General features: G+C 58.7%; 17 protein-coding genes and 2 pseudogenes. 14 read left to right on the top strand and 5 right to left on the bottom strand.

The window, feature by feature from the left end:
* Nucleotides 1–364: 364 nt before the first annotated feature.
* The 5 genes from DN412_RS03210 (at nt 365) to DN412_RS03190 (ending at nt 4,811) form a co-directional block, all read left to right on the top strand.
* Nucleotides 365–715 carry a hydroxyquinol 1,2-dioxygenase gene (locus DN412_RS03210; protein ID WP_115013185.1) on the top strand — a complete coding sequence of 117 codons (351 nt, stop codon included), beginning with the start codon at nt 365–367 and terminating at the stop codon, nt 713–715.
* A 230-nt stretch (nt 716–945) separates the two neighbouring features.
* Nucleotides 946–1,500: a thioredoxin family protein gene (locus tag DN412_RS03205; protein WP_115013184.1), complete on the top strand. Its 555-nt coding sequence runs from the start codon at nt 946–948 to the stop codon at nt 1,498–1,500.
* 476 nt (nt 1,501–1,976) lie between these two features.
* Nucleotides 1,977–3,008, top strand: a complete 1,032-nt coding sequence (locus DN412_RS03200; protein ID WP_161563961.1) for a dihydrodipicolinate synthase family protein — start codon at nt 1,977–1,979, stop codon at nt 3,006–3,008.
* A gap of 152 nt (nt 3,009–3,160) precedes the next feature.
* Nucleotides 3,161–4,327: an alpha-hydroxy-acid oxidizing protein gene (locus DN412_RS03195; RefSeq protein ID WP_115013182.1), complete on the top strand. Its 1,167-nt coding sequence runs from the start codon at nt 3,161–3,163 to the stop codon at nt 4,325–4,327.
* Nucleotides 4,328–4,463: 136 nt separating this feature from the next.
* Nucleotides 4,464–4,811: a hypothetical protein gene (locus DN412_RS03190; RefSeq protein WP_115013181.1), complete on the top strand. Its 348-nt coding sequence runs from the start codon at nt 4,464–4,466 to the stop codon at nt 4,809–4,811.
* Between the two features lie 301 nt (nt 4,812–5,112).
* Here the strand turns inward: DN412_RS03190 and DN412_RS03185 are convergent, their stop codons facing one another.
* Complete coding sequence (locus DN412_RS03185; protein ID WP_133303021.1) at nt 5,113–5,793, bottom strand: TetR/AcrR family transcriptional regulator; 681 nt, start codon at nt 5,791–5,793, stop codon at nt 5,113–5,115.
* Between the two features lie 631 nt (nt 5,794–6,424).
* Here DN412_RS03185 and DN412_RS03180 point away from each other — a divergent pair.
* The 4 genes and pseudogenes from DN412_RS03180 to DN412_RS03165 all read left to right on the top strand — a co-directional run.
* A complete protein-coding gene (locus tag DN412_RS03180) occupies nt 6,425–7,738 on the top strand; it encodes an MFS transporter (protein WP_208647555.1) in 1,314 nt (437 codons plus the stop codon).
* Nucleotides 7,739–8,385: 647 nt separating this feature from the next.
* Nucleotides 8,386–9,414: a porin gene (locus tag DN412_RS03175; RefSeq protein WP_115013179.1), complete on the top strand. Its 1,029-nt coding sequence runs from the start codon at nt 8,386–8,388 to the stop codon at nt 9,412–9,414.
* A 269-nt stretch (nt 9,415–9,683) separates the two neighbouring features.
* A complete protein-coding gene (locus tag DN412_RS03170) occupies nt 9,684–10,238 on the top strand; it encodes a copper resistance protein CopQ (protein WP_425267391.1) in 555 nt (184 codons plus the stop codon).
* A gap of 207 nt (nt 10,239–10,445) precedes the next feature.
* Nucleotides 10,446–10,535: pseudogene (locus DN412_RS03165) on the top strand (TetR/AcrR family transcriptional regulator); the annotation flags it as partial.
* A gap of 354 nt (nt 10,536–10,889) precedes the next feature.
* On the opposite strand, the gene DN412_RS03160 reads toward DN412_RS03165, so the two are convergent.
* Nucleotides 10,890–11,423, bottom strand: coding sequence for a winged helix-turn-helix transcriptional regulator (locus DN412_RS03160; RefSeq protein ID WP_115013177.1), 534 nt, complete (start codon nt 11,421–11,423; stop codon nt 10,890–10,892).
* Nucleotides 11,424–11,599: 176 nt separating this feature from the next.
* Here DN412_RS03160 and DN412_RS03155 point away from each other — a divergent pair, with 176 nt between their 5' ends.
* From DN412_RS03155 to DN412_RS03135, 5 genes are all read left to right on the top strand, one after another.
* Nucleotides 11,600–11,890 (top strand): hypothetical protein, encoded by a 291-nt coding sequence (locus DN412_RS03155; protein WP_133303020.1) that lies wholly within the window; start codon nt 11,600–11,602, stop codon nt 11,888–11,890.
* Between the two features lie 38 nt (nt 11,891–11,928).
* Nucleotides 11,929–12,330 carry a cupin domain-containing protein gene (locus DN412_RS03150; RefSeq protein WP_115013175.1) on the top strand — a complete coding sequence of 134 codons (402 nt, stop codon included), beginning with the start codon at nt 11,929–11,931 and terminating at the stop codon, nt 12,328–12,330.
* Between the two features lie 144 nt (nt 12,331–12,474).
* The gene (locus DN412_RS03145; RefSeq protein WP_115013174.1) at nt 12,475–13,101 is read left to right on the top strand and encodes a cysteine hydrolase family protein; all 627 of its coding nucleotides are present in this window, start codon (nt 12,475–12,477) and stop codon (nt 13,099–13,101) included.
* 6 nt (nt 13,102–13,107) lie between these two features.
* Complete coding sequence (locus DN412_RS03140) at nt 13,108–14,316, top strand: MFS transporter (protein WP_115013173.1); 1,209 nt, start codon at nt 13,108–13,110, stop codon at nt 14,314–14,316.
* A gap of 94 nt (nt 14,317–14,410) precedes the next feature.
* Nucleotides 14,411–14,878 (top strand): MaoC family dehydratase, encoded by a 468-nt coding sequence (locus DN412_RS03135; RefSeq protein ID WP_115013172.1) that lies wholly within the window; start codon nt 14,411–14,413, stop codon nt 14,876–14,878.
* 766 nt (nt 14,879–15,644) lie between these two features.
* Here DN412_RS03135 and DN412_RS44355 read toward each other — a convergent pair.
* The 3 genes and pseudogenes from DN412_RS44355 to DN412_RS03115 form a co-directional block, all read right to left on the bottom strand.
* Nucleotides 15,645–15,737: pseudogene (locus tag DN412_RS44355) on the bottom strand (alpha/beta hydrolase); the annotation flags it as partial.
* Between the two features lie 91 nt (nt 15,738–15,828).
* Nucleotides 15,829–16,743, bottom strand: a complete 915-nt coding sequence (locus DN412_RS03120; protein WP_115013245.1) for an alpha/beta hydrolase — start codon at nt 16,741–16,743, stop codon at nt 15,829–15,831.
* A gap of 254 nt (nt 16,744–16,997) precedes the next feature.
* Nucleotides 16,998–17,987 (bottom strand): MBL fold metallo-hydrolase, encoded by a 990-nt coding sequence (locus DN412_RS03115; RefSeq protein ID WP_208647554.1) that lies wholly within the window; start codon nt 17,985–17,987, stop codon nt 16,998–17,000.
* Between the last annotated feature and the right edge of the window lie 20 nt (nt 17,988–18,007).

Genomic DNA, 18,007 nt, shown 5'->3' with positions numbered 1-18,007 from the left:
AGCAACTCTGAATAGAGTATCCGCTGCGTTTTGGCGTTGCTGAGACAAAGTTGGGGAACTTGCTACATGTCCTCGAACCAGCCTTGACGCTCCGCCCCTTTCTTGCCCACGCTTCAGCCAACGCGGTCAACTATGGCGCAGCGCAGAGTGCAGAGCCTTTTTGTATTCCTAAGTATCAGGCCGCCGTGCCAATACGTATCCAAACAAAGAGCCCTCAAACGCCCTACGGTCGCGATACATGGAACGGCTTAAATGCGTTCTGTGGCAGCGCCACACATAACAGGCAAAGCACGAGCGCTGTCTGACTTTCCGGAAATAGAAGCCTCAATCCACCCGACCTCATTCAACGCCAAGGAGAACGATCATGACCAAGAATTTCGTCAAACACTGCGTCCTCGCCATCGCCCTAGCAGCGGCGGCTGCCGGCGCACAGGCTTCCGTCCTCGACTCCCGTTCCCAATATACGGATGGCGCACGCTCCGTCCAGGATGCTCGCGACACATTCAGCGAAGGCGCCCGCCCCGTGACCGATCCCCACGACCCGTACACGGACGGTAGCCGCGCCGTGCAGGATCAACGTACCCCCTACTTCGATGGCTCACGCGGTCTGGATCTCACTTTCGGTGCACACACCGTTGCTGGATTGGATCGTACTGGCGTGTCGGCCAAACCGGCCCGCTCGGTCGAGCCATACCTCGATGGTCCCCGTACATGAGCGCTTGACCTTGGCACGGCAGGTATCGACTACTACTTGCACGCACGTCGGCGCGTGCAATCCACGGCATCGACCGAGACATCGCCTAGGCGTTGGTGAACAAAGCACGTCCTACTTCTGCATTACAACATCCGCGTCGAAACCTTCCTGCGCTGATCCACATGCCCCTCATCCGCCGTCTGGACGAGGGACATAGTTCCTGATCCCTATTTCCTGTGAACATCTGAATTATGCGCTACCTCATTCGCGGCATCTTGGCTGCCGCCGGCATCGCCGCCATTCATATCTTCGGCTCAGGTGCCGTTGCCGAGAGCCAGAAGGTCAGCGATCAACGCTATGCACCGGAGTTCAAGTACATTGACCACTGGCTGAACTCCGAACCGCTGACGATGCAGCAACTGCGCGGGAAGGTCGTGCTGGTGGACTTCTGGACGTACTCATGCATCAACTGTGTGAACACGCTGCCGTATGTAACGCAATGGCACGACAAATACAAAGATCAGGGCCTTGTAGTGGTAGGCGTGCACACACCAGAGTTTCCATTTGAGAAATCGACTGCCAACGTGCAGGCTGCGATCAGGAAATTTGGCATCCGCTATCCAGTGGCACAGGACAATCAGTACGGTACATGGTCGGCGTATCATAACCAGTACTGGCCCGCCATGTACCTGATCGACGCCGACGGCCGCATCGTTTATGAGCACTATGGCGAGGGACAGTACAAAGAAACCGAAGCTAATATTCAGAAGCTCCTGGCAGCGCGCAAGTCGCCACCGGCGCGGTAGCCCCGTTCGGAAGCACCTTTCAGATCACTAGGTTCACTATTCCCGAGCCGTGCCAAATCAACTCGTCGATCAAGAGGCCGATGCCAACCGCGTCGCACAAATGATACGGATTACCGCCGGGAACTGACTGGCCCAAGCCGCGATAACCTCGTCGCGCATGTCCTGCAGATCGCGCCACGGAAAACTGAAAGAAGGCCGCCAGAGACGTGCGGTCCTCATCTCCGGGGAGATGATGGTGCACTGAGATCGCGATTAATCATGCCCTCCTTCGTGGATCTCCTGCTTCTCGCTTACCGCGCAAATTCCTCTTCGTAGGAATTGACAATTCCTTCTGGGAGGAATAAATTGAAGCGGTAGTTCAGTGCTTGAGTATGAAGACGACGAAAGATGGGCTGCACCGGTCACCCGACGAACGTTGGGCAAGCTGCAGTTCCAGATTCAGTTCCAATAGGCGCAAATTTCCCGGAGGCAGACTGATGGAAACGATTACAAGCGTGACAACGAACAAGTGGGGCAAAGCGGCCGGCAAAGGCCCGCTAGGGCTGGACTGGTCTGGGTGCTACCCGGCCACTGTGATTCCGTTCACCGACCGTACTTGCCGAGAGATTGACGAGGACGCCTTCCGAATTTTGGTCAGGGACCTATTGGAATCGGACATCGCCGGCATCGACCCCAATGAGGTTGAGGGTCTTTCCCGCCAAGAGACCATCCGATTGATGCAGATTGCCAAGGAGGAGGTGCGAGGCAGGGTTCCGGTGACCGGAAAGGTCGAGGCCAGGAACGGTCAGTGGACGTGGGACCTGATTCAGGAAGCCGAGAAGGTCATCGAAGCCGGCGCAGACGTTCTTTACTTACATCCATGGCCCGAAGGGGACAACATGGAGGACTTCGTCAATCTTTACAAGACGTTCGACAAGGCTTTTGACGTGCCCATCATCGCCCTGATGGTTGGCGTCCCCGTGCCCGTAATTAAGGAGATCTCGCTGGCGTGCAAGAACATCGCCGCTTGGAAATTTTATGCGGGCGAAGACCTCAGGCTCATGAAGCAGCTTGTCTGGAGCCTGCAAGAGGCCGAAGCGGTGACGGGCAGACATATTAGCCCGTTGCGCGGAGGTGATGAGTCCTTGGTCGAGTGCCTGATGAATGGCGCCGAGGGCAATTTCAACGGAGCTGCGTCGTGGAGGGGCCGCGAGGATGTAGCCATCTACCAGGCCGTCAACCGTGGCGACCTGAATGAAGCATTCGCCATTCAGAAGAAAATCGAGGCTGCCACTGAGGCCGTTCGCGGAAGGCACGGCAGCAAGACCCTGCCGTTCTGGCGCTTCCCCCATCGGTACAAATTGGCGGCCTGGCTGTTGGGCAAGGTGCCCAACCCCTACGCGCGATTGCCGCGCATCGCATTTTCCGATGAGGAAGTGTTGCTGGTACGGGACGCGTTGATCAGGTCCGGCTTTGAGGTCGTGCGGGAGCCTGGCGAGTGTCGGAACCTGGGCTCATCTTCCTACTGACGGCCCTGCAGTATAGCGGAGCGCGAGGGCGATACGCCCTCGCGCTCCGCACTCGACAAAGCGGCAAGAGTTGCGGAATCCCCACGGGCGTCATGAGTTCTCGTTCCCGGTCAAAGCGCCAGCAGACAACCTCACATCCAGCAAGGACGACCATGAGTCAATTCGGTGACTTCCAGAACGAGATCTACTTCAATGGGCTGCAGGGCATCAAGCCAGCCCTTCCCGTCGATTTCAAACGACTTGAAGAGCGCGCCGGGGCAGCATTATCGCCCTCCCTCCTTAGCTATGTCCAGGGAGGCTGCGGCGACGAGTTCACCCAGCGCCGCAATGCGGAAGCCTTCCATGACTGGGGAATCGTTCCGCGTATGCTTGTAGATACCCGCGTCCGCGACATGTCCGTCAATGTCTTCGGAAAGAAGCTCGCGTCGCCCCTGATGTTGGCCCCGATCGGCGTGATCGGCGCCTGCGCACAGGATGGCCATGGCGATATCGCAACGGCCAAGGCGGCGGCAGCGGCCGGGGTACCGATGATCGCCTCCACGCTCATGAACGATCCGCTCGAAACCGTCGCCGAGGCGCTCGGTGAAGGCGACGCCTTCTTCCAACTCTACACCCCCCGGGACCGCGATCTCGCCGAGAGCTTCGTACAGCGGGCCGAGACCGCCGGCTACAAAGGCATCGTGGTGACCCTGGACACCTGGTTGACCGGCTGGCGTCCGCGCGATCTCAACGACAGCAACTTCCCTCAGTTACGTGGCGTGGCGCTGGCAAACTACTTCTCGGATCTGCATTTCCGTTCAAAGCTAACGACCACACCGGATGACGACGTTGCCGCCGCCGTGAGGCATTGGACCTCGGTCTTTGGCAAGGTCGTTACGTGGGAAGACCTTTCTTGGCTGCGCTCCCTTACTCGCCTGCCGCTAATCGTCAAAGGCATCCAGCATCCCGACGACGCGAAGCGCGCCATCGATGCTGGGGTCGATGCCATCTACTGCTCCAACCATGGCGGCCGGCAGGCCAATGGCGGCATCGCGTCGATCGACCTTCTACCTGCGCTAATCGCCGCGTGTGGCAATGTGCCGGTCTGGTTCGATTCGGGTATCCGCTCTGGATCAGATGTCATCAAGGCGCTGGCGATGGGCGCGAGCATGGTCGGCATCGGCCGCCCCTACGCCTACGGCCTGGCGTTGGGCGGCACGGCCGGCATCGTCCACGTGGTGCGAGCCATTCTCGCAGAGGCGGACCTTCTCATGGCGGTCAACGGATTACCCGATCTGGCGGCGCTGCGGGAGGCCGGCGTACGTCGTACTCGCGTGTAGTCCAGCCAAGCATCCCAAAGGACAGGCCATGCGAATTGCCCCTGCATGGCCGCCCCGCGCTCATCGGCGCAAACCGTCACCGGCGTCGCCCGCTGACAATCATGTTCCGCGTTTCAATGCATACAAGGAGGCTAGCATGGCAAAGTTCACCTTTTTGGTACTGACGAATCCCGTCCCCGGGCGAGAGGATACGTTCAACCGTTGGTACACCGAACAGCATCTTGCTGACGTCCTCCGTGTACCGGGGATTGTGAGCGCCCAGCGATTCCGGCGCATGGCGCAGCAGAGAATCTCGGTCCCTCAACCATGGGAGTATATGGCGCTGTACGATTGCGACGCCCCCGGGCCACAGGACGTCATCGACGGCCTACAAGCTCGCATCGGCACGACTGAAATGCCAGTGACCGACTCATTGGCCGAGGTTCGCTACGCATGCCTTTTTGAACCAATTACAGAGGTTATCCATAGCCAACTCAAGGCATAGGGTTGCGATACGACAAGACATAAGCGTTATCGCCTTGAGGTGGACTCAGGCCACAGATCGACGCGGTTCGGACGGCTGGCGGCGTCAACGGCACAAATCAAAAGATCATAGAGTGCAGGAGTCAAGACCGACACTTGCGGGCAAACCATCGACGCGCATAGTCACTCATGGATACGTCGCCTACCGAGTAAGTACGGTCTCGGCAGCACAGGTTTATCGTTTTGCAGTCAATGTCGGGCCCGGTACTTCTCGTACTGCCGCACGATGGCGTGGCTAGAGGCAAGTATTGTGGAATCAGATGCTAAGGCCTCTTAGCGATACCACGCAGCACGAGGTCAATAATGAAGTCTGCGTAGAGATTCTCGGTCGATGTTCGCCGGCCAGGCATCAGTTCGTCGACGATTGACCGCGCCGTCACGAAAATCTCGCTCAGTCCGATAAGTGCGATATAGAGGAATCGCGTATCTATATTTTCGGCAAACTCACCATTTCGTTGCCCATCCTCGATGACAGTTTGTAAACGGCTATAGGCTGAACTAGTCAACTCGGCTCTCACATTCTTGGCCCAGTCCGTTTTGGACGCGTATACACGGTCTGAAATCATCTCCCATAGGTTCGGGTTCGCGACTACGTAATTTGTTAGCGCCCGGATACGCCTGCGGATGCGTTCCGTTGCAGTCCCGCCCGTCGTGCTGGCCTTCGACATGACCATGCCAAGTCCGTCGATCAGCCGTTCAAGGACAGTGGTCATCAGCCCCTCAAGGTCGCCGAAGTAATAGCGGACCAGCTTTGGGTCCACTCCTGCATTGCTTGCGACGAGATTTTGCGTGATCTCTCCGGGCTTGTGATTCCTCAGTAGCGCGATTGCAGTGGCGATGATCTTTTCACGTCCCACGTTTTCGTCCAAAGTGGACGGACGCCCCTTTCGTCGCTTTTTGGGTGTGTGCTGCTCTGCGATGGCAGATGGTTCGGTGCTTTTCACGATCAGACGAATGAAAGGGATGAAGTGGATATGACTCGCGCGGTCCGATGTTTCTCAAGATCGGCCAAGATGCCATGGTATCCGCTCTGCCACCGGCGAACAACTTCAACCCCAGGACTTTGCCCCGAATCCTAATTCGGAATGTGCCTCGGTGGACAACTGGCCGAGCTTGAGCAGCTTAGCTCGGGCGCCCGCATCGTACGAGAGGCCAGGCGGCGGCTTACTACTATGGGCGCCAGTTGTTGTGCGTTCAGTTCCCGAGTCGCTTTCGTTGCCTTCGCGACCACAATCTAGTCCGACTCGTACGGGTTTATTCCTATATGTAGGAATTTAATCAACGACGAAACTGGCATCACCTGATGTATGACTTCGTACCCGGACGAGCAGAGTCCCGCGCGCTAGGGAACGCGTGCAATTCTCGGCGCCTAGATCGCTAGTGGTGTCGCTGGAGTTGATTAGGAACCGTGGTAGCAGCCAAGGTTGTCAAAGCACCCGACGCGAGACAGGCTCCTATTCGACATATCGGCCTCTCTATCGGGATGACCATCGTGGTTGTCGACACACAATGAATCTAAAAAAAGAAATGTAATTTCTATCAGTTCAGTAACAAGCAACTTAACTGGAGCGCATCTTGGATAGCTATGTTGAAATCGATGCTCGAGCAACTCGGACGACGTCGCGCGAATACGCTTTATGGATCACGATTGCAGGAAATTTACTGGAGTGGTTTGATTGGACAATCTATGCGACTTTCGCGCCGTATATCGCGAAGACTATGTTTGCTCCGTCGGATGAGATTTCCGCAATGCTGCAGACGTTGGCAGTCTTTGCTGTCGGGTTCGTCGCCAGACCAATTGGCGGACTCATGTTTGGCAAATTTGCTGACACTCACGGGCGCCGAGGGGCGCTCGTCACCTCAATGCTACTGATGGCAACCGGCAGCCTGTTGATCGCCGTGGCGCCTTCGTTCGCGCAAGTCGGCGTTATGGCCTCGGCTTTACTTCTTGTCGCTCGCCTCGTGCAAGGCTTTGCTCATGGCGGAGAGAGCGGAGCATCGTACGTTTACATAGCTGAGTTAGCACCGGCTCGTTCTCGAGGGTTATGGTGCAGCAGCGCCTTTGCTAGCGTGACGGGAGGAGTGGTGCTTGGAAGCCTTCTTGGCGTCGTATTGACACAAACACTTGACTCGGCCTTACTGCAATCTTGGGGCTGGCGCATTCCGTTTGTAGTGGGTGGCGGGCTTGCCATTTTTACCTTCTACCTGCGGCGATCGGCCATAGAGTCGGAAGCCTTTCAGGACAACAAAAGAGAGGCATTGGTGTCACCGGAACGGGCACGCAGTTCTCGGTCTGCGGGCGTTACCCGCCTACGGTTATTTATTCTAATAAGTGCCACCGTAGTTGTCTATTATACCTGGCTCGGATTTGCGACATCATACGCGGTGGTCAATAAGGGTATATCAGAGAAACTTGCGTTCTCTGCCAGCCTCGCTGCTCAACTCATCTGCTTGCTGGCAATGCCGTTTTTCGGATGGCTTTCAGATCTAGTAGGGAGAAAGCCCCTTGCGCTTTTCACAACCATTGGTTTTACACTGCTTTCGTTTCCGCTTGATTTCCTGTTTCAAAGCAGTGCGTGGTCGCTTTTCATTTGTCAGACCATCGCATTGCTAATGTTCGCAGCCACTGGAGCAATATATCCGGCCCTCCTTTCTGAGCAGCTTGCGACTTCCCATCGAGGCGCCAGTATCGGCCTAGTTTCGTCACTTTCGGCGGCAATTTTCGGAGGTACGGGCCCATACCTAAATACCTGGCTGACTTCGATTGGAGCACACTGGTTGTTTACGTCGTACACCGTCATCCTTTGTATCTTGGCGACTATTGCAGTGGCTACGATGCCTGAAACTAAAGGGATCGACTTGCGCGTAGCAGGGACCGAAACGGATTAGCACACGGGAGTGGGAAATGGGGGACGAACGTGCCGACTTGGGAACAGAAAGTCGCCCGAGGTCAATCGACGAATCTTGATCCAAGCTTCAACACTTTCTCGAATCGGCTTCGCCATCCTTCACAGGTTGCAGAGGCTCCTGCTGTGGCACGCCACTTGAATCAAATCATGAAGCTGGCTCAGTTGCTCAAAGCCCGATCATGTTATGCCCAAAACAAAACCTGGTTCGGATCCACTCTTCTGGGTCACCTTGCGCTCGGCGTCGTGTTTGGAGTCTCTGACAAAGACGGCGTCCTCACGATCCATGCTCCGGGAGCATGGCGCGAAAAAATCAATGATGGCCAACCTCCAAGCATAGAGCAAAGCGAGTTCTCCCGCCAATTGCCCACGTAGCCCGGCTGGAGACAAACCATGCGGCCCCCCTTCGCCCGAATAGGTATCCCGGCTGTCGGCCTCTCGCCCCGGGCCGACCTCTTTAGCAGGATGCAGTACCCGCTACGCGCTGACTCCGAGCGCCCCCCCCTTACGAGAATGGTACCCCTAGTCAAAAGCCCGAATTTCCGAGATTCACAACATTGAAGTGGCAGAGGGAGACACCTCGCCGCTCGGCAGATTTCGTTCAAAACAATCACTCAACACGGAGAAGCCATGCATCTTCGATTAAAGCGGCGGCGCACAATCGTCCACGCAGCTTTAGCGACATGCCTGACAGCAAGCGCCTGCTCGGCAAATGCCGTGGAACTTTACGGCATCGTAGATGCCTACCTCGCCTCGTCCAAGGCGAGCGGCGAAGCTAGTAGTGTGGTCGGTGTCCAGAACGGGGGTATGTCGACCTCGTTTTGGGGCATGACCGGGACGGAAGATCTCGCCAATGGACTGAAAGCGAGCTTTCGCCTGGAGGGCTACTTTCTCACCGACACAGGAAGTGCAGGACGATCCCCAACTGACGCACTTCTCTCACGCAACGCCTATGTAGGCCTCGAAGGAAGACTTGGTGAAATGCGACTGGGACGATTGGCCAATCCAATGTTCCTAGCCACGGTGCAGTTCGATGCGTTCGGAGGGTCCACCAAGTTCTCACCCTTACTCAATCCTCTTTGGCAACCCCGGTATGGCGGTTATATCTCCGGCGATACGGGTTGGAACAATGCCATCGGTTACTACACTCCTGACTTCAGCGGGCTCTCAGGGCGCTTTGTCTATGCGCTCGGCGAGGCAGCGGGGACGAATTCGAGTAACAACGCCGTTGCCATGCTCTACTTGGATAAAGGCCCATTCACTGCGACGTTGGTATACCAGCGCACTCGCGTGGGGCCGGGCCTGCCAACTGGCAGTTGGGCGCAGAGCGTTTTCGTTGCTGCCGCCGCCTATGACTTTCGTTGGGCAAAAGCGATCTTAGAATATGCAGGAACACGGACAAGCGGCTTCAGCCTTCGCACTGACACGTTTCAGCTAGGAGCGAATATTCCTTTCTTGAACGGACAACTCATGGCAGCAGCGGTACAGACGAACATCCGAGCGGACAACCAACCCGATACGTGGCGTCGAGACTTCGGCCTCGGATATCTCTACGCTTTCTCCAAGCGCACGGATGCCTACGTCAACGTCCTGTACGACAAGCTTAGCAACAAGGGCAGCGGAACAACCACCGGGATCGGCATTCGACACAAGTTCTGATTCCATTTATGGCTGGCCGCTGGTCCCGGTCAGCCACGAGGTCAGGATTTCAAGAACTCCGCCCCCATCCGTCATCATCCTTCCCACGGCCGCGCCAGATTCCGACGCGACCATGTTGCGTTGGCGACACCTCTCGTGTGTTCCCCCTCCCCCCCCAGGCGTCCGCCGGCTGCTGCTGGCCCCCTCCCTTTTTGTACGCCTTTGTATCAGGCCGCGGCGCCGATACGTACCCCGACAGAAACGCCCCCGGCGCGCTACGGGTGAGATACGTGGAGCGCGTTAAATACATTCCATGGCAGCGCGACGCAACTACAGACAAAGCGAAAACGCTGCTTTGGCTTACCAGCAACGCCAACATTGCGACCTCAATCAACGTAAAGGAACTGATCATGTCCAACACCTTCGCCAAGCGCCTTGTCCTCGCCGTCGCGCTCGTTGCCGCCGCCGGCGCTCAAGCTTCCGTCATTGGTAGCCGTGACCCTTACTCGGACGGCGCCCGATCCGTCCAGGATGCTCATGATGTGTTCAGCGAAGGCGCCCGTTCGGTGCCAGACGCCCGCGACCCATTCACCGAAGGTGCCCGTTCCGTGCAGGATCCGCGCAGCCCCTATTTTGAAGGCGCCCACACGATTGCCGGAATGGACCGCGTCGGCGTGTCAGCTTTGCCGGCCCGCAGCGCCGACCCGTACACGGACGGTGCCAAGACCGGCAAGTTTGACCCGTACACCGACGGCACCCACATGGTGGCCGGCCTGGACCGCAGCGGCATGTCGCCCTCGCCGGCGCGCAGCGCCGGCCCGTACACCGACGGCGCCGTTGCCTGAATCCGTGGCCGGCATGACGCCGGCCGTTCCTGACGCCTGCCGTGCGCACCCGCCTCAGGCGCGTTGCGCCCGGCCTTGGAGTTGATCATGAACCTGCGAGAGAGCGTCTTGATACTAGCGGGATGGGTGGGACTGTGCCTGTTGAGCGGTTCCCTCGCCACGCTGGTGGCGCAAGCCCTGCCGGCCTGATCGGGATGTCATGAAGCCATGAAAACCCATTCCGTTCGCGAACAACTACTCGAGCACGCGCTGGTGCTGATTCGCCGGCGTGGATTCAACAGCTTCAGCGATAGTGACGGTCAGATCAGGCTTGACATTATTAATAACCCCTGGCAGCAGGTCACCGACTGGCGACGTGCGATCTCCTATTTGCAGCAACGGCCCGAAGGAGACGAGAATCGAATCGGACTCTAGGGGCACAAGCTTCGCAAAGTCGGCCCAGCCAGGCTTATCACAATCTGGTCTACTACAACCGCCCAGATTAAGGTGGCCATTTTGCATCCTGGAAACAACCACAACTCCTCGTGCAGGAGATCTGCGCAGGTCTGAGACCACTGCGCGCCTAGAGGGGACAACCGACATCGAGGGCAAGGGACAGCGCCAGTCCGCGCGGATGTCGCAACCGTGCTCCCAACGACGGGATCCGTCTATTCAATTTCTTCTGGGAGCTGCTACGTTGGCGCCACGCCGTGCGCTTGTAAAGGCATCGGCCCTCACGGCACGTTCAGCCGAGAAGCGCTTGCTAACAGCGGCGTCGAGGTCCTTGCGATCGACCGGCACCCCGCAATGCTTGCAAAAGCTTGCGGTGCCCACGTCATGACCGCAGGCTCGATGCACGAAGCGCACAGCCAGCCCTTCACCCTTCTGCTTGCACCAAGTCTCACCCCAGGCACGCAGCGCGTAAATGACTGGATAAAAGGCCTGGCCCTTTTTCGTCAGGTGGTACTCATAGCGCAGCGGCCGTTGATTGTACGCACGCCGCTCCACCATCCCATCGGCCTCGAGCGCCTTGAGTCGAGACGCCAGCATCTGCGGGTTGGCCTCCGTCTGAATCTGGATTTCCTCGAAACGGGTGGCGCCCATGTAGAGCTCGCGCAAGACAAGGATCGTCCATTTGTCGCCAACGATTTCCACGGAGCGCGCAACCGGGCATGCGGTTTGGGAATCTTCCTGCGTCTGCGTCATAGCGCGCCTCCAAGTACCTATTTATTTCATAGTAACACACGGCACAAGTCATGGATAGGTTGGTTTGATTCTCATCGCCCAACGCTTCTTGACACTATGATTTTCATAGCTATACTTCGATGCAAATTCGTTGCAACTGGATGGCCGCGATGGCCCTTTCGAACCTGGAGACAACCATGCAATTTCTCGTTCAAGTTTCACGCAACCCCCAGGGGCCCGAGACGCCGCCGACGCCCGCCGAACGCGAAGTCGAGTCGGAGACGATCCGTCATCTCTATCGAGACGGCGTGGTCAGGCAGATCTGGCTGCGGGATGGCGGCGCGGTCATTTTGGCCGAGGGCAGCGATGCCCAAGCTGTTGGGCAAATCTTCACCACCCTGCCCCTGGTGCAGTCGGGGTTCCTTGACTCGCCAACAGTCATCGCACTGAAGCCCTATACGGGCTTTGGCCCAAGAGGCGGCTTCTGATCACCTGCCCTGAAGCAGCCTAACTAGAGACCTTCACCATGACCGCTCCCTACCGCATTGCCACAACACTTCTCCTCGCGGCCGCCGGGCTGACGTTGGCGCCCGCCAATGCCCAGACCGCAGGCATTCACCGGACGGATCTTGTCCAGCACGATCTGAGCGCGCCCGATCGGGAAGGCATCCAGGTCCGCGTCGATTTCGAGCCAGGAGCGATTGCGCCCAAGCATTCCCATCCAGGCGAAGAGATCGCCCATGTGCTACAGGGAACGCTTGAGTATCAACTTGGAGATCAAGTGCCAGCCACCCTCAAGGCTGGAGACTCCTTGTTCATCCCAGCCGGCACGCCGCATTCGGCAAGAAATGTCGGAACAGGCAAGGCCTCGGAACTGGCTACCTATGTTGTCAAGAAAGGACTGCCCCTCGTGGTGCCCGCCAAATAAGCTAGCAACGGATATCCGTCCAGCCCACCACGAACGTGCCGCTCTCACCGCGCGTTCAAGGCAACGGGTCCGCCAATCATCGAAAACCCACGCTGCGCGAGAGCGAAGAAGCCAGCGGCATTCCCTACCAAAGGAGTACGCAATATGAGCAATACAACCTACCGCGCCGCGTCGACGGCGCTGCTGCTGGTCGATCCCTACAACGATTTCCTGTCGGACGGCGGCAAGGTATGGCCGTTCATTAAGGACGTCGCCGAGGAAGTGGGACTGCTGGACAATCTCCGCGCCATCACGAAGGCGGTGCGGGCTGCCGGCATCCGGGTGGTCATCGTGCCGCACCGCCGCTGGCGGCCGGGCGATTACGAGTGCTGGTGCCACCCGAGTCCCAGTCAGCAGAAGGTCATGCAAGGCCATCACTTCGCGGCTGGCGATTGGGGTGGCGAATGGCATCCGGATTTCGCACCTCAACCGGGCGACATCGTTGCACACGAGCACTGGGGATCGAGCGGCTTTGCCAATACCGACCTAGATTTCCAGTTGAAGCAGCAGGGCATTACGCACGTGGCAGTGGTGGGTCTTCTGGCCAATACCTGTATCGAGGCCACCGCGCGATACGCGCAGGAACTTGGCTATCACGTAACGTTGATCAAGGATGCCACAGCCGCCTTCCGCAGAGAGATGATGCATTCGGCCCACGAACTGAACGGGCCGACCTTCGCGCATAGCATCGTCAATACGCGCGAGTTCATTGCCGCCCTCCCGCAGGGGTGATTCGTCATGTCTGACCGACAGCATGGCGCGGCCTCTGGCCTCACGTCGCGCCAGGTGTTCCTGATGGCCCTGGCTTGCGCCCTGGCCGTCTCGGCGATCTACTACCACCAGCCACTTCTGCCGCAGATTGCCGCATCGTTCGGCGTCTCGCCGACGCAGGGAAATTTGATAGCCACGGTTACTCAGCTCGGCTATGCATCAGGCCTGTTGCTATTTGTGCCGCTGGCCGACAGCGTGCAGCCACGCAAGCTGGCCACCGTAGCGATCGTTGGCAATGCCATCGCGCTCCTTGCGTGCGCGATGGCACCGTCGTTTTCACTGTTGGTGGTCAGCAGCTTTGTCGCTGGCGCCACGGCGATCACCGCTCAGATCATCATTCCGTCGGCGTCGGGCATGGCATCGCCAGAACAGCGCGGGCGTACCGTCGGCATGCTCCTGGGCGGACTATCGTCCGGCGTACTGCTGGCCCGGGCATTGAGTGGATTTGTCGGCGCTAATTTCGGGTGGCGAGCCATGTTCGCGTCAGCCGCAGCGTTAGATCTCGCGCTCTTTGCCGTCGTCGCCCGGCTTCCCCACGCGGCCAGCCTGGCAGAAATGCGTTATCGGGATCTGATACGGTCGCTTGTATCGCTGATTCGCATCGAGCCTGCATTGCGCATATCCATTGCGACCGGCTTCCTCGCATTCGGTGCCTTCAGCGCATTCTGGGCCACGCTCGCAGCGCTGCTGGCGCAGCCGCCGTATCATTTTGGGCCTGCCACGGTAGGCGCGTTTGGACTGGTCGGCCTGATCGGCCTCGTGGCGTCGCCGTACATCGGCTCCCTAGTCGACCGCATTCATCCCAGCCTGGTATCCGCCGCGGGCGCAGTCACTGTCCTCCTGGCCTTCGCATCGCTTTCGGTAGGCGCGCTGCACCTCTCGTGGTTGGTCGCCAGCATGGTACTGCTGGACCTCGGCAATCGGGCGGCGTTCATTGCCAATCAGGCACGAATCTACTCGCTGCGTCCCGAAGCCCGCAGCCGGCTCAACACGGCATTCATGGTCTCGTACTTCCTTGGAGGTGCCGCAGGTGCCGCAATAGGGGGCTTTGCCGCAAAGCATAACGGCTGGACGGGACTTGCTCTCGTTGGCGCCGTGCTGGCACTGCTGGCCCTTGTGGCGAGCGGGGTCGGCTACCGCAAGGCCTCCCTGGCGGTGGCACCAGACGGGGCATAGCTTGTAATTTATTCGAGGTAGGCGACACACTGATTTGCAAGCCTCGATGCGTAGCAACGCCGAGAAGAGAACACTTGGACGCAGGAGCAATGAGATGGCTGATAGCAATGGCATGGCGACCGAAAAGGTCTATCTGGAGGATCTTTCCGAGGGCATGGTGTACGAAAGCGCGCAACTTACGCTGGAAGCCGCGCAGATCCAGGCGTTTGCAAGTGAATTCGATCCACAGCCGTTCCACCTGGACGACGCGGCGGCGCGCGGTACCTTGTTTTGCGGGCTCGCGGCAAGCGGCTGGCATACGGCAGCCATCACAATGAAGCTGCTGGTGCAAAGCCTGCCCCTGGCGAACGGCATCATCGGCGCCGGCGGGGAGATTTCCTGGCCGCGCCCCACTCGACCGGGCGACATCCTGCGCGTGATCAGCACAATCCTCACGGTCGCACCATCTAGGTCCAAGCCCGACCGGGGCATCGTGACCGTACAAAGCGAAACGCAGAACCAGCACGGTGATGTATGCCAGCGACTGGTCTCTCGGCTTGTCGTGTTCCGACGTGCGACGTAGGGGATTCGTCCATAAGACCTTCGAATCGTAAGCTGGCAGACGAGAACCGCTTACGCATACTCGAGCACGCAGATGCAGCGCTACGAAGCACGGCGGCGTGTCTGCCGCCAACATCGCCGACGTCATGACGCATGCTGGCATAACACAACGGGCTTCTACAACCAATTCGCCTCGAAGCAAGAATTGAATGTCGAAGCTTGTGCATCAGGCTTCGGAATCCGAGCGGAGTTGATCCGCTCTTCAACGCGGCAGCCATGGCTTCCAGTACCAAGGCGTCACGAGAGCCGGAGTCCGGCCTCGTAGCCGCTGATTGTGGGGTTTGCTCAAATAGGCTTTAACGTGAAAAGCGACTTCGTTTCTTTATCGGCCCGGCCAACGTCGCTCATCAGTGCAGTGACTGCACATCCCGAGCCGACTTTATCGCGATGACGTGAGGCAACTGAAGCCTGCGGGTGCGCCATCGACGCGGGCCAGCGAGATCTCCAGCGGTGCCGCGGCACCCCAAGTGGAAACGGAAGCGGCGCACCCAAGGGCGCCTTCACATTCCAAAGTATCGCTTGAGGGCATCGGTGCACTCCAAGCAGGCTGCTGAAATACACCGTAGTGCCCGCAGAAAACTCGTCGCCCCGCGTAGGCGGCGGCCAGCCCCCGAAAAGCGACTGGGTCCGGTAGTGGCAGCAGCTAGCCCTGCGTCTGGCGCGAGGCCAGTCGTGCCATTAGCGCCGGCACATCCGTCCACGTCACGCGTCGCGCCGGCAGAATGACGCTGCGCTACGACCGCACGCAGGCGCCGGTCTGTTGCGCCGAGTACGAGCGCGTGTCCGCCGGAGTAGCTCGTCCCCCACAGGCCGATACGCTTGGGTCCACGCAATTCGACCGCGCGACGGACATGTCGGTTTCGTGCTAATCGGCAGGAACAGGAATCGGTGCGCCCGCGGGCCAATTAGCAGTTACAGGTGTTCCTTGAACCAAGCAAGTTCGGCAGCAATCGCGCCATCGCGGTATTTCTGGTAGATCTCGTAATGCACGCCGGGCAGGACAACCAGTCTCTTGGGCTGCAACGCTCGCTCGTATGCTGCGAGGGCGAGGTCCGTTGGTGTGGCGGAGTCATCGCGAGCTACGACCAACAGCAGTGGCGTCGGTGACACCCGGGCAATCCATGCGCCGGGTTCATACATGCGCGCCAATCGCGTAGAGCGGAGCGTGACCTTGTTCTCCCAGACCCCGGGTGGCAACGGCCGCCCGTTCGGCTCCAGGGAAAAGCTGACAGCGTCCGGAGTGCGATACGCTGCCGGCACTTTCGGATCCGCGCTCACGACGGCCAAATACCGTGGTTGCTCTCCTTTGAGTTGCGCGCGCTCATCGTCATCGAACGACTGTTCCAGCGCGACGAGCGCGTCGCCGTTGGCGCGCCGGAGTCCGGCCTCGTAGCCGCTGATTGTGGGAACCTGCGCTACGACCGCACGCAGGCGCCGGTCTGTTGCGCCGAGTACGAGCGCGTGCCCGCCGGAGTAGCTCGTCCCCCACAGGCCGATGCGCTTGGGATCCACTTCTGGGCGAGTCTCAAGATAGGAAATGGCTCGACGCCAGTCGACCACCTGCTGCCACGGATTGATGTCTTGGCGAGGTTGTCCGCCACTGCCGCCGAAGCTTCGGTGGTCGTGCACCAAGACGACAAATCCGGCCTGCGCGAACGCACGGGCGAAAGGTTCTAAGCCGTGGTGAATCGTTCCGGCATATCCGTGCGACATCGTGATCGCCGGACGTGGTCCGGTTTCCTTGGGAAGAAATAGCCAGCCGGCGAGTTCGATCCCGCCGTCGCTGGGAAAGGACACGTCGATGCGTTGGATTTCACCTGTGTTCATGGTAGGCCCCGAATTGGTTCCCGCGCCCTGAGCCGGGGCGATAGAGGTACCAGTCAACGTCAGTGCCGACACGCCGGCACTCGAAAGGAAGTTACGTCTATTCACTTATGTCTCCAGTTATTAAGGCATCCAGCCTTAGGCGGCCGAATTGCCGGATGCACATCGCGATTGGCAAGGATCTGATCTGCAGTCACGGAGCACATGGACTTCGTCTTCCCTTGCCAAGCCCCCGGGCTCTCCTCTGTAAAAGCGGACTATTTGCTGACCGACGCGGACTTGTTTGCGTCCTGTCCACCAATCAAACTCACACCACTCAGGAGCCCCACACCGCTGTACCACAAGGGGCCGGGGTTTATGCGCGTGGGATGGAGGGCCAACATTTGCTTGTAGTAGTCGAGCGGCGTCAGCTTGGCGCTCAACAATCGCTTGGCGTCGAGAATGTACTGCCGCGTTTCTCCGATCGTTCGTGGATCATCCGGCAGCGCCTTGTTCTTGTGTCCAGCGATGACGATGCTGGGCTTCAGGGCTTCGATCTTGTCGAGCGCGAGGAGCCATGCATCCAGCCCCCCCTTGCCGCCCTCCAGCAGATACTGATGCGCTCCGTTGTAGACTGAGTCACCAGCCGCAACCAATTGCATCGATGGTACGTACAACACCGTTGTAGCGTCGGTATCGGTATGGCCGATGTCGATCGCTAAGATCGAGTTCCCTTCGAGGTCAAGGCCACCCGCTGGCATTGGACGAGCAAGCACCGGCGTGTCGCCGATTTGGCCGGGGAAGTCCTTGTCGAAGATCTTCTGTCTTCCCTCCGTGGCCTGCTGACGCATCATGGCGATGCTGTCCGGCATGGCATACGGGATGGCTTCAGGGAAGCGGTCAAGGATTTGCTTTGTGCCGAACCAATGGTCACCGTGCCCATGCGTACTGTAGATGTACTTCAGATGCTTACCTGAGCGCGAGATCCAATCGATCACCTGTCGCGTCTGTTCGATGCTGAATGGCGGATCGACCAACAGCGCATCTGTGCTACCAAAAATCAGTACAGACGTAATAGGCGAAGAGACGATGCCCTCGCCAGTTGGAAGCTTCGCTCCACTCGCACGTGGCAAGCCATCAGTCACCAATGTCTCGTAACTGAGTTTTGATGGGGTCGACGCGATGGGTTTCTGTTGGGCGCCTGCACTGATGCAGGCCGTCATTACCCCAAGGCATAAGACCCATTTAGCTAGTGGATTGAACATCATTGCCCCCTCAATAGATTGTG

The sequence above is a fragment of the Cupriavidus lacunae genome, assembly GCF_003353055.1.
In the GTDB taxonomy this organism is placed as follows: Bacteria; Pseudomonadota; Gammaproteobacteria; order Burkholderiales; family Burkholderiaceae; genus Cupriavidus; species Cupriavidus lacunae.
This window is presented reverse-complemented; position numbering and strand designations above follow the sequence as displayed.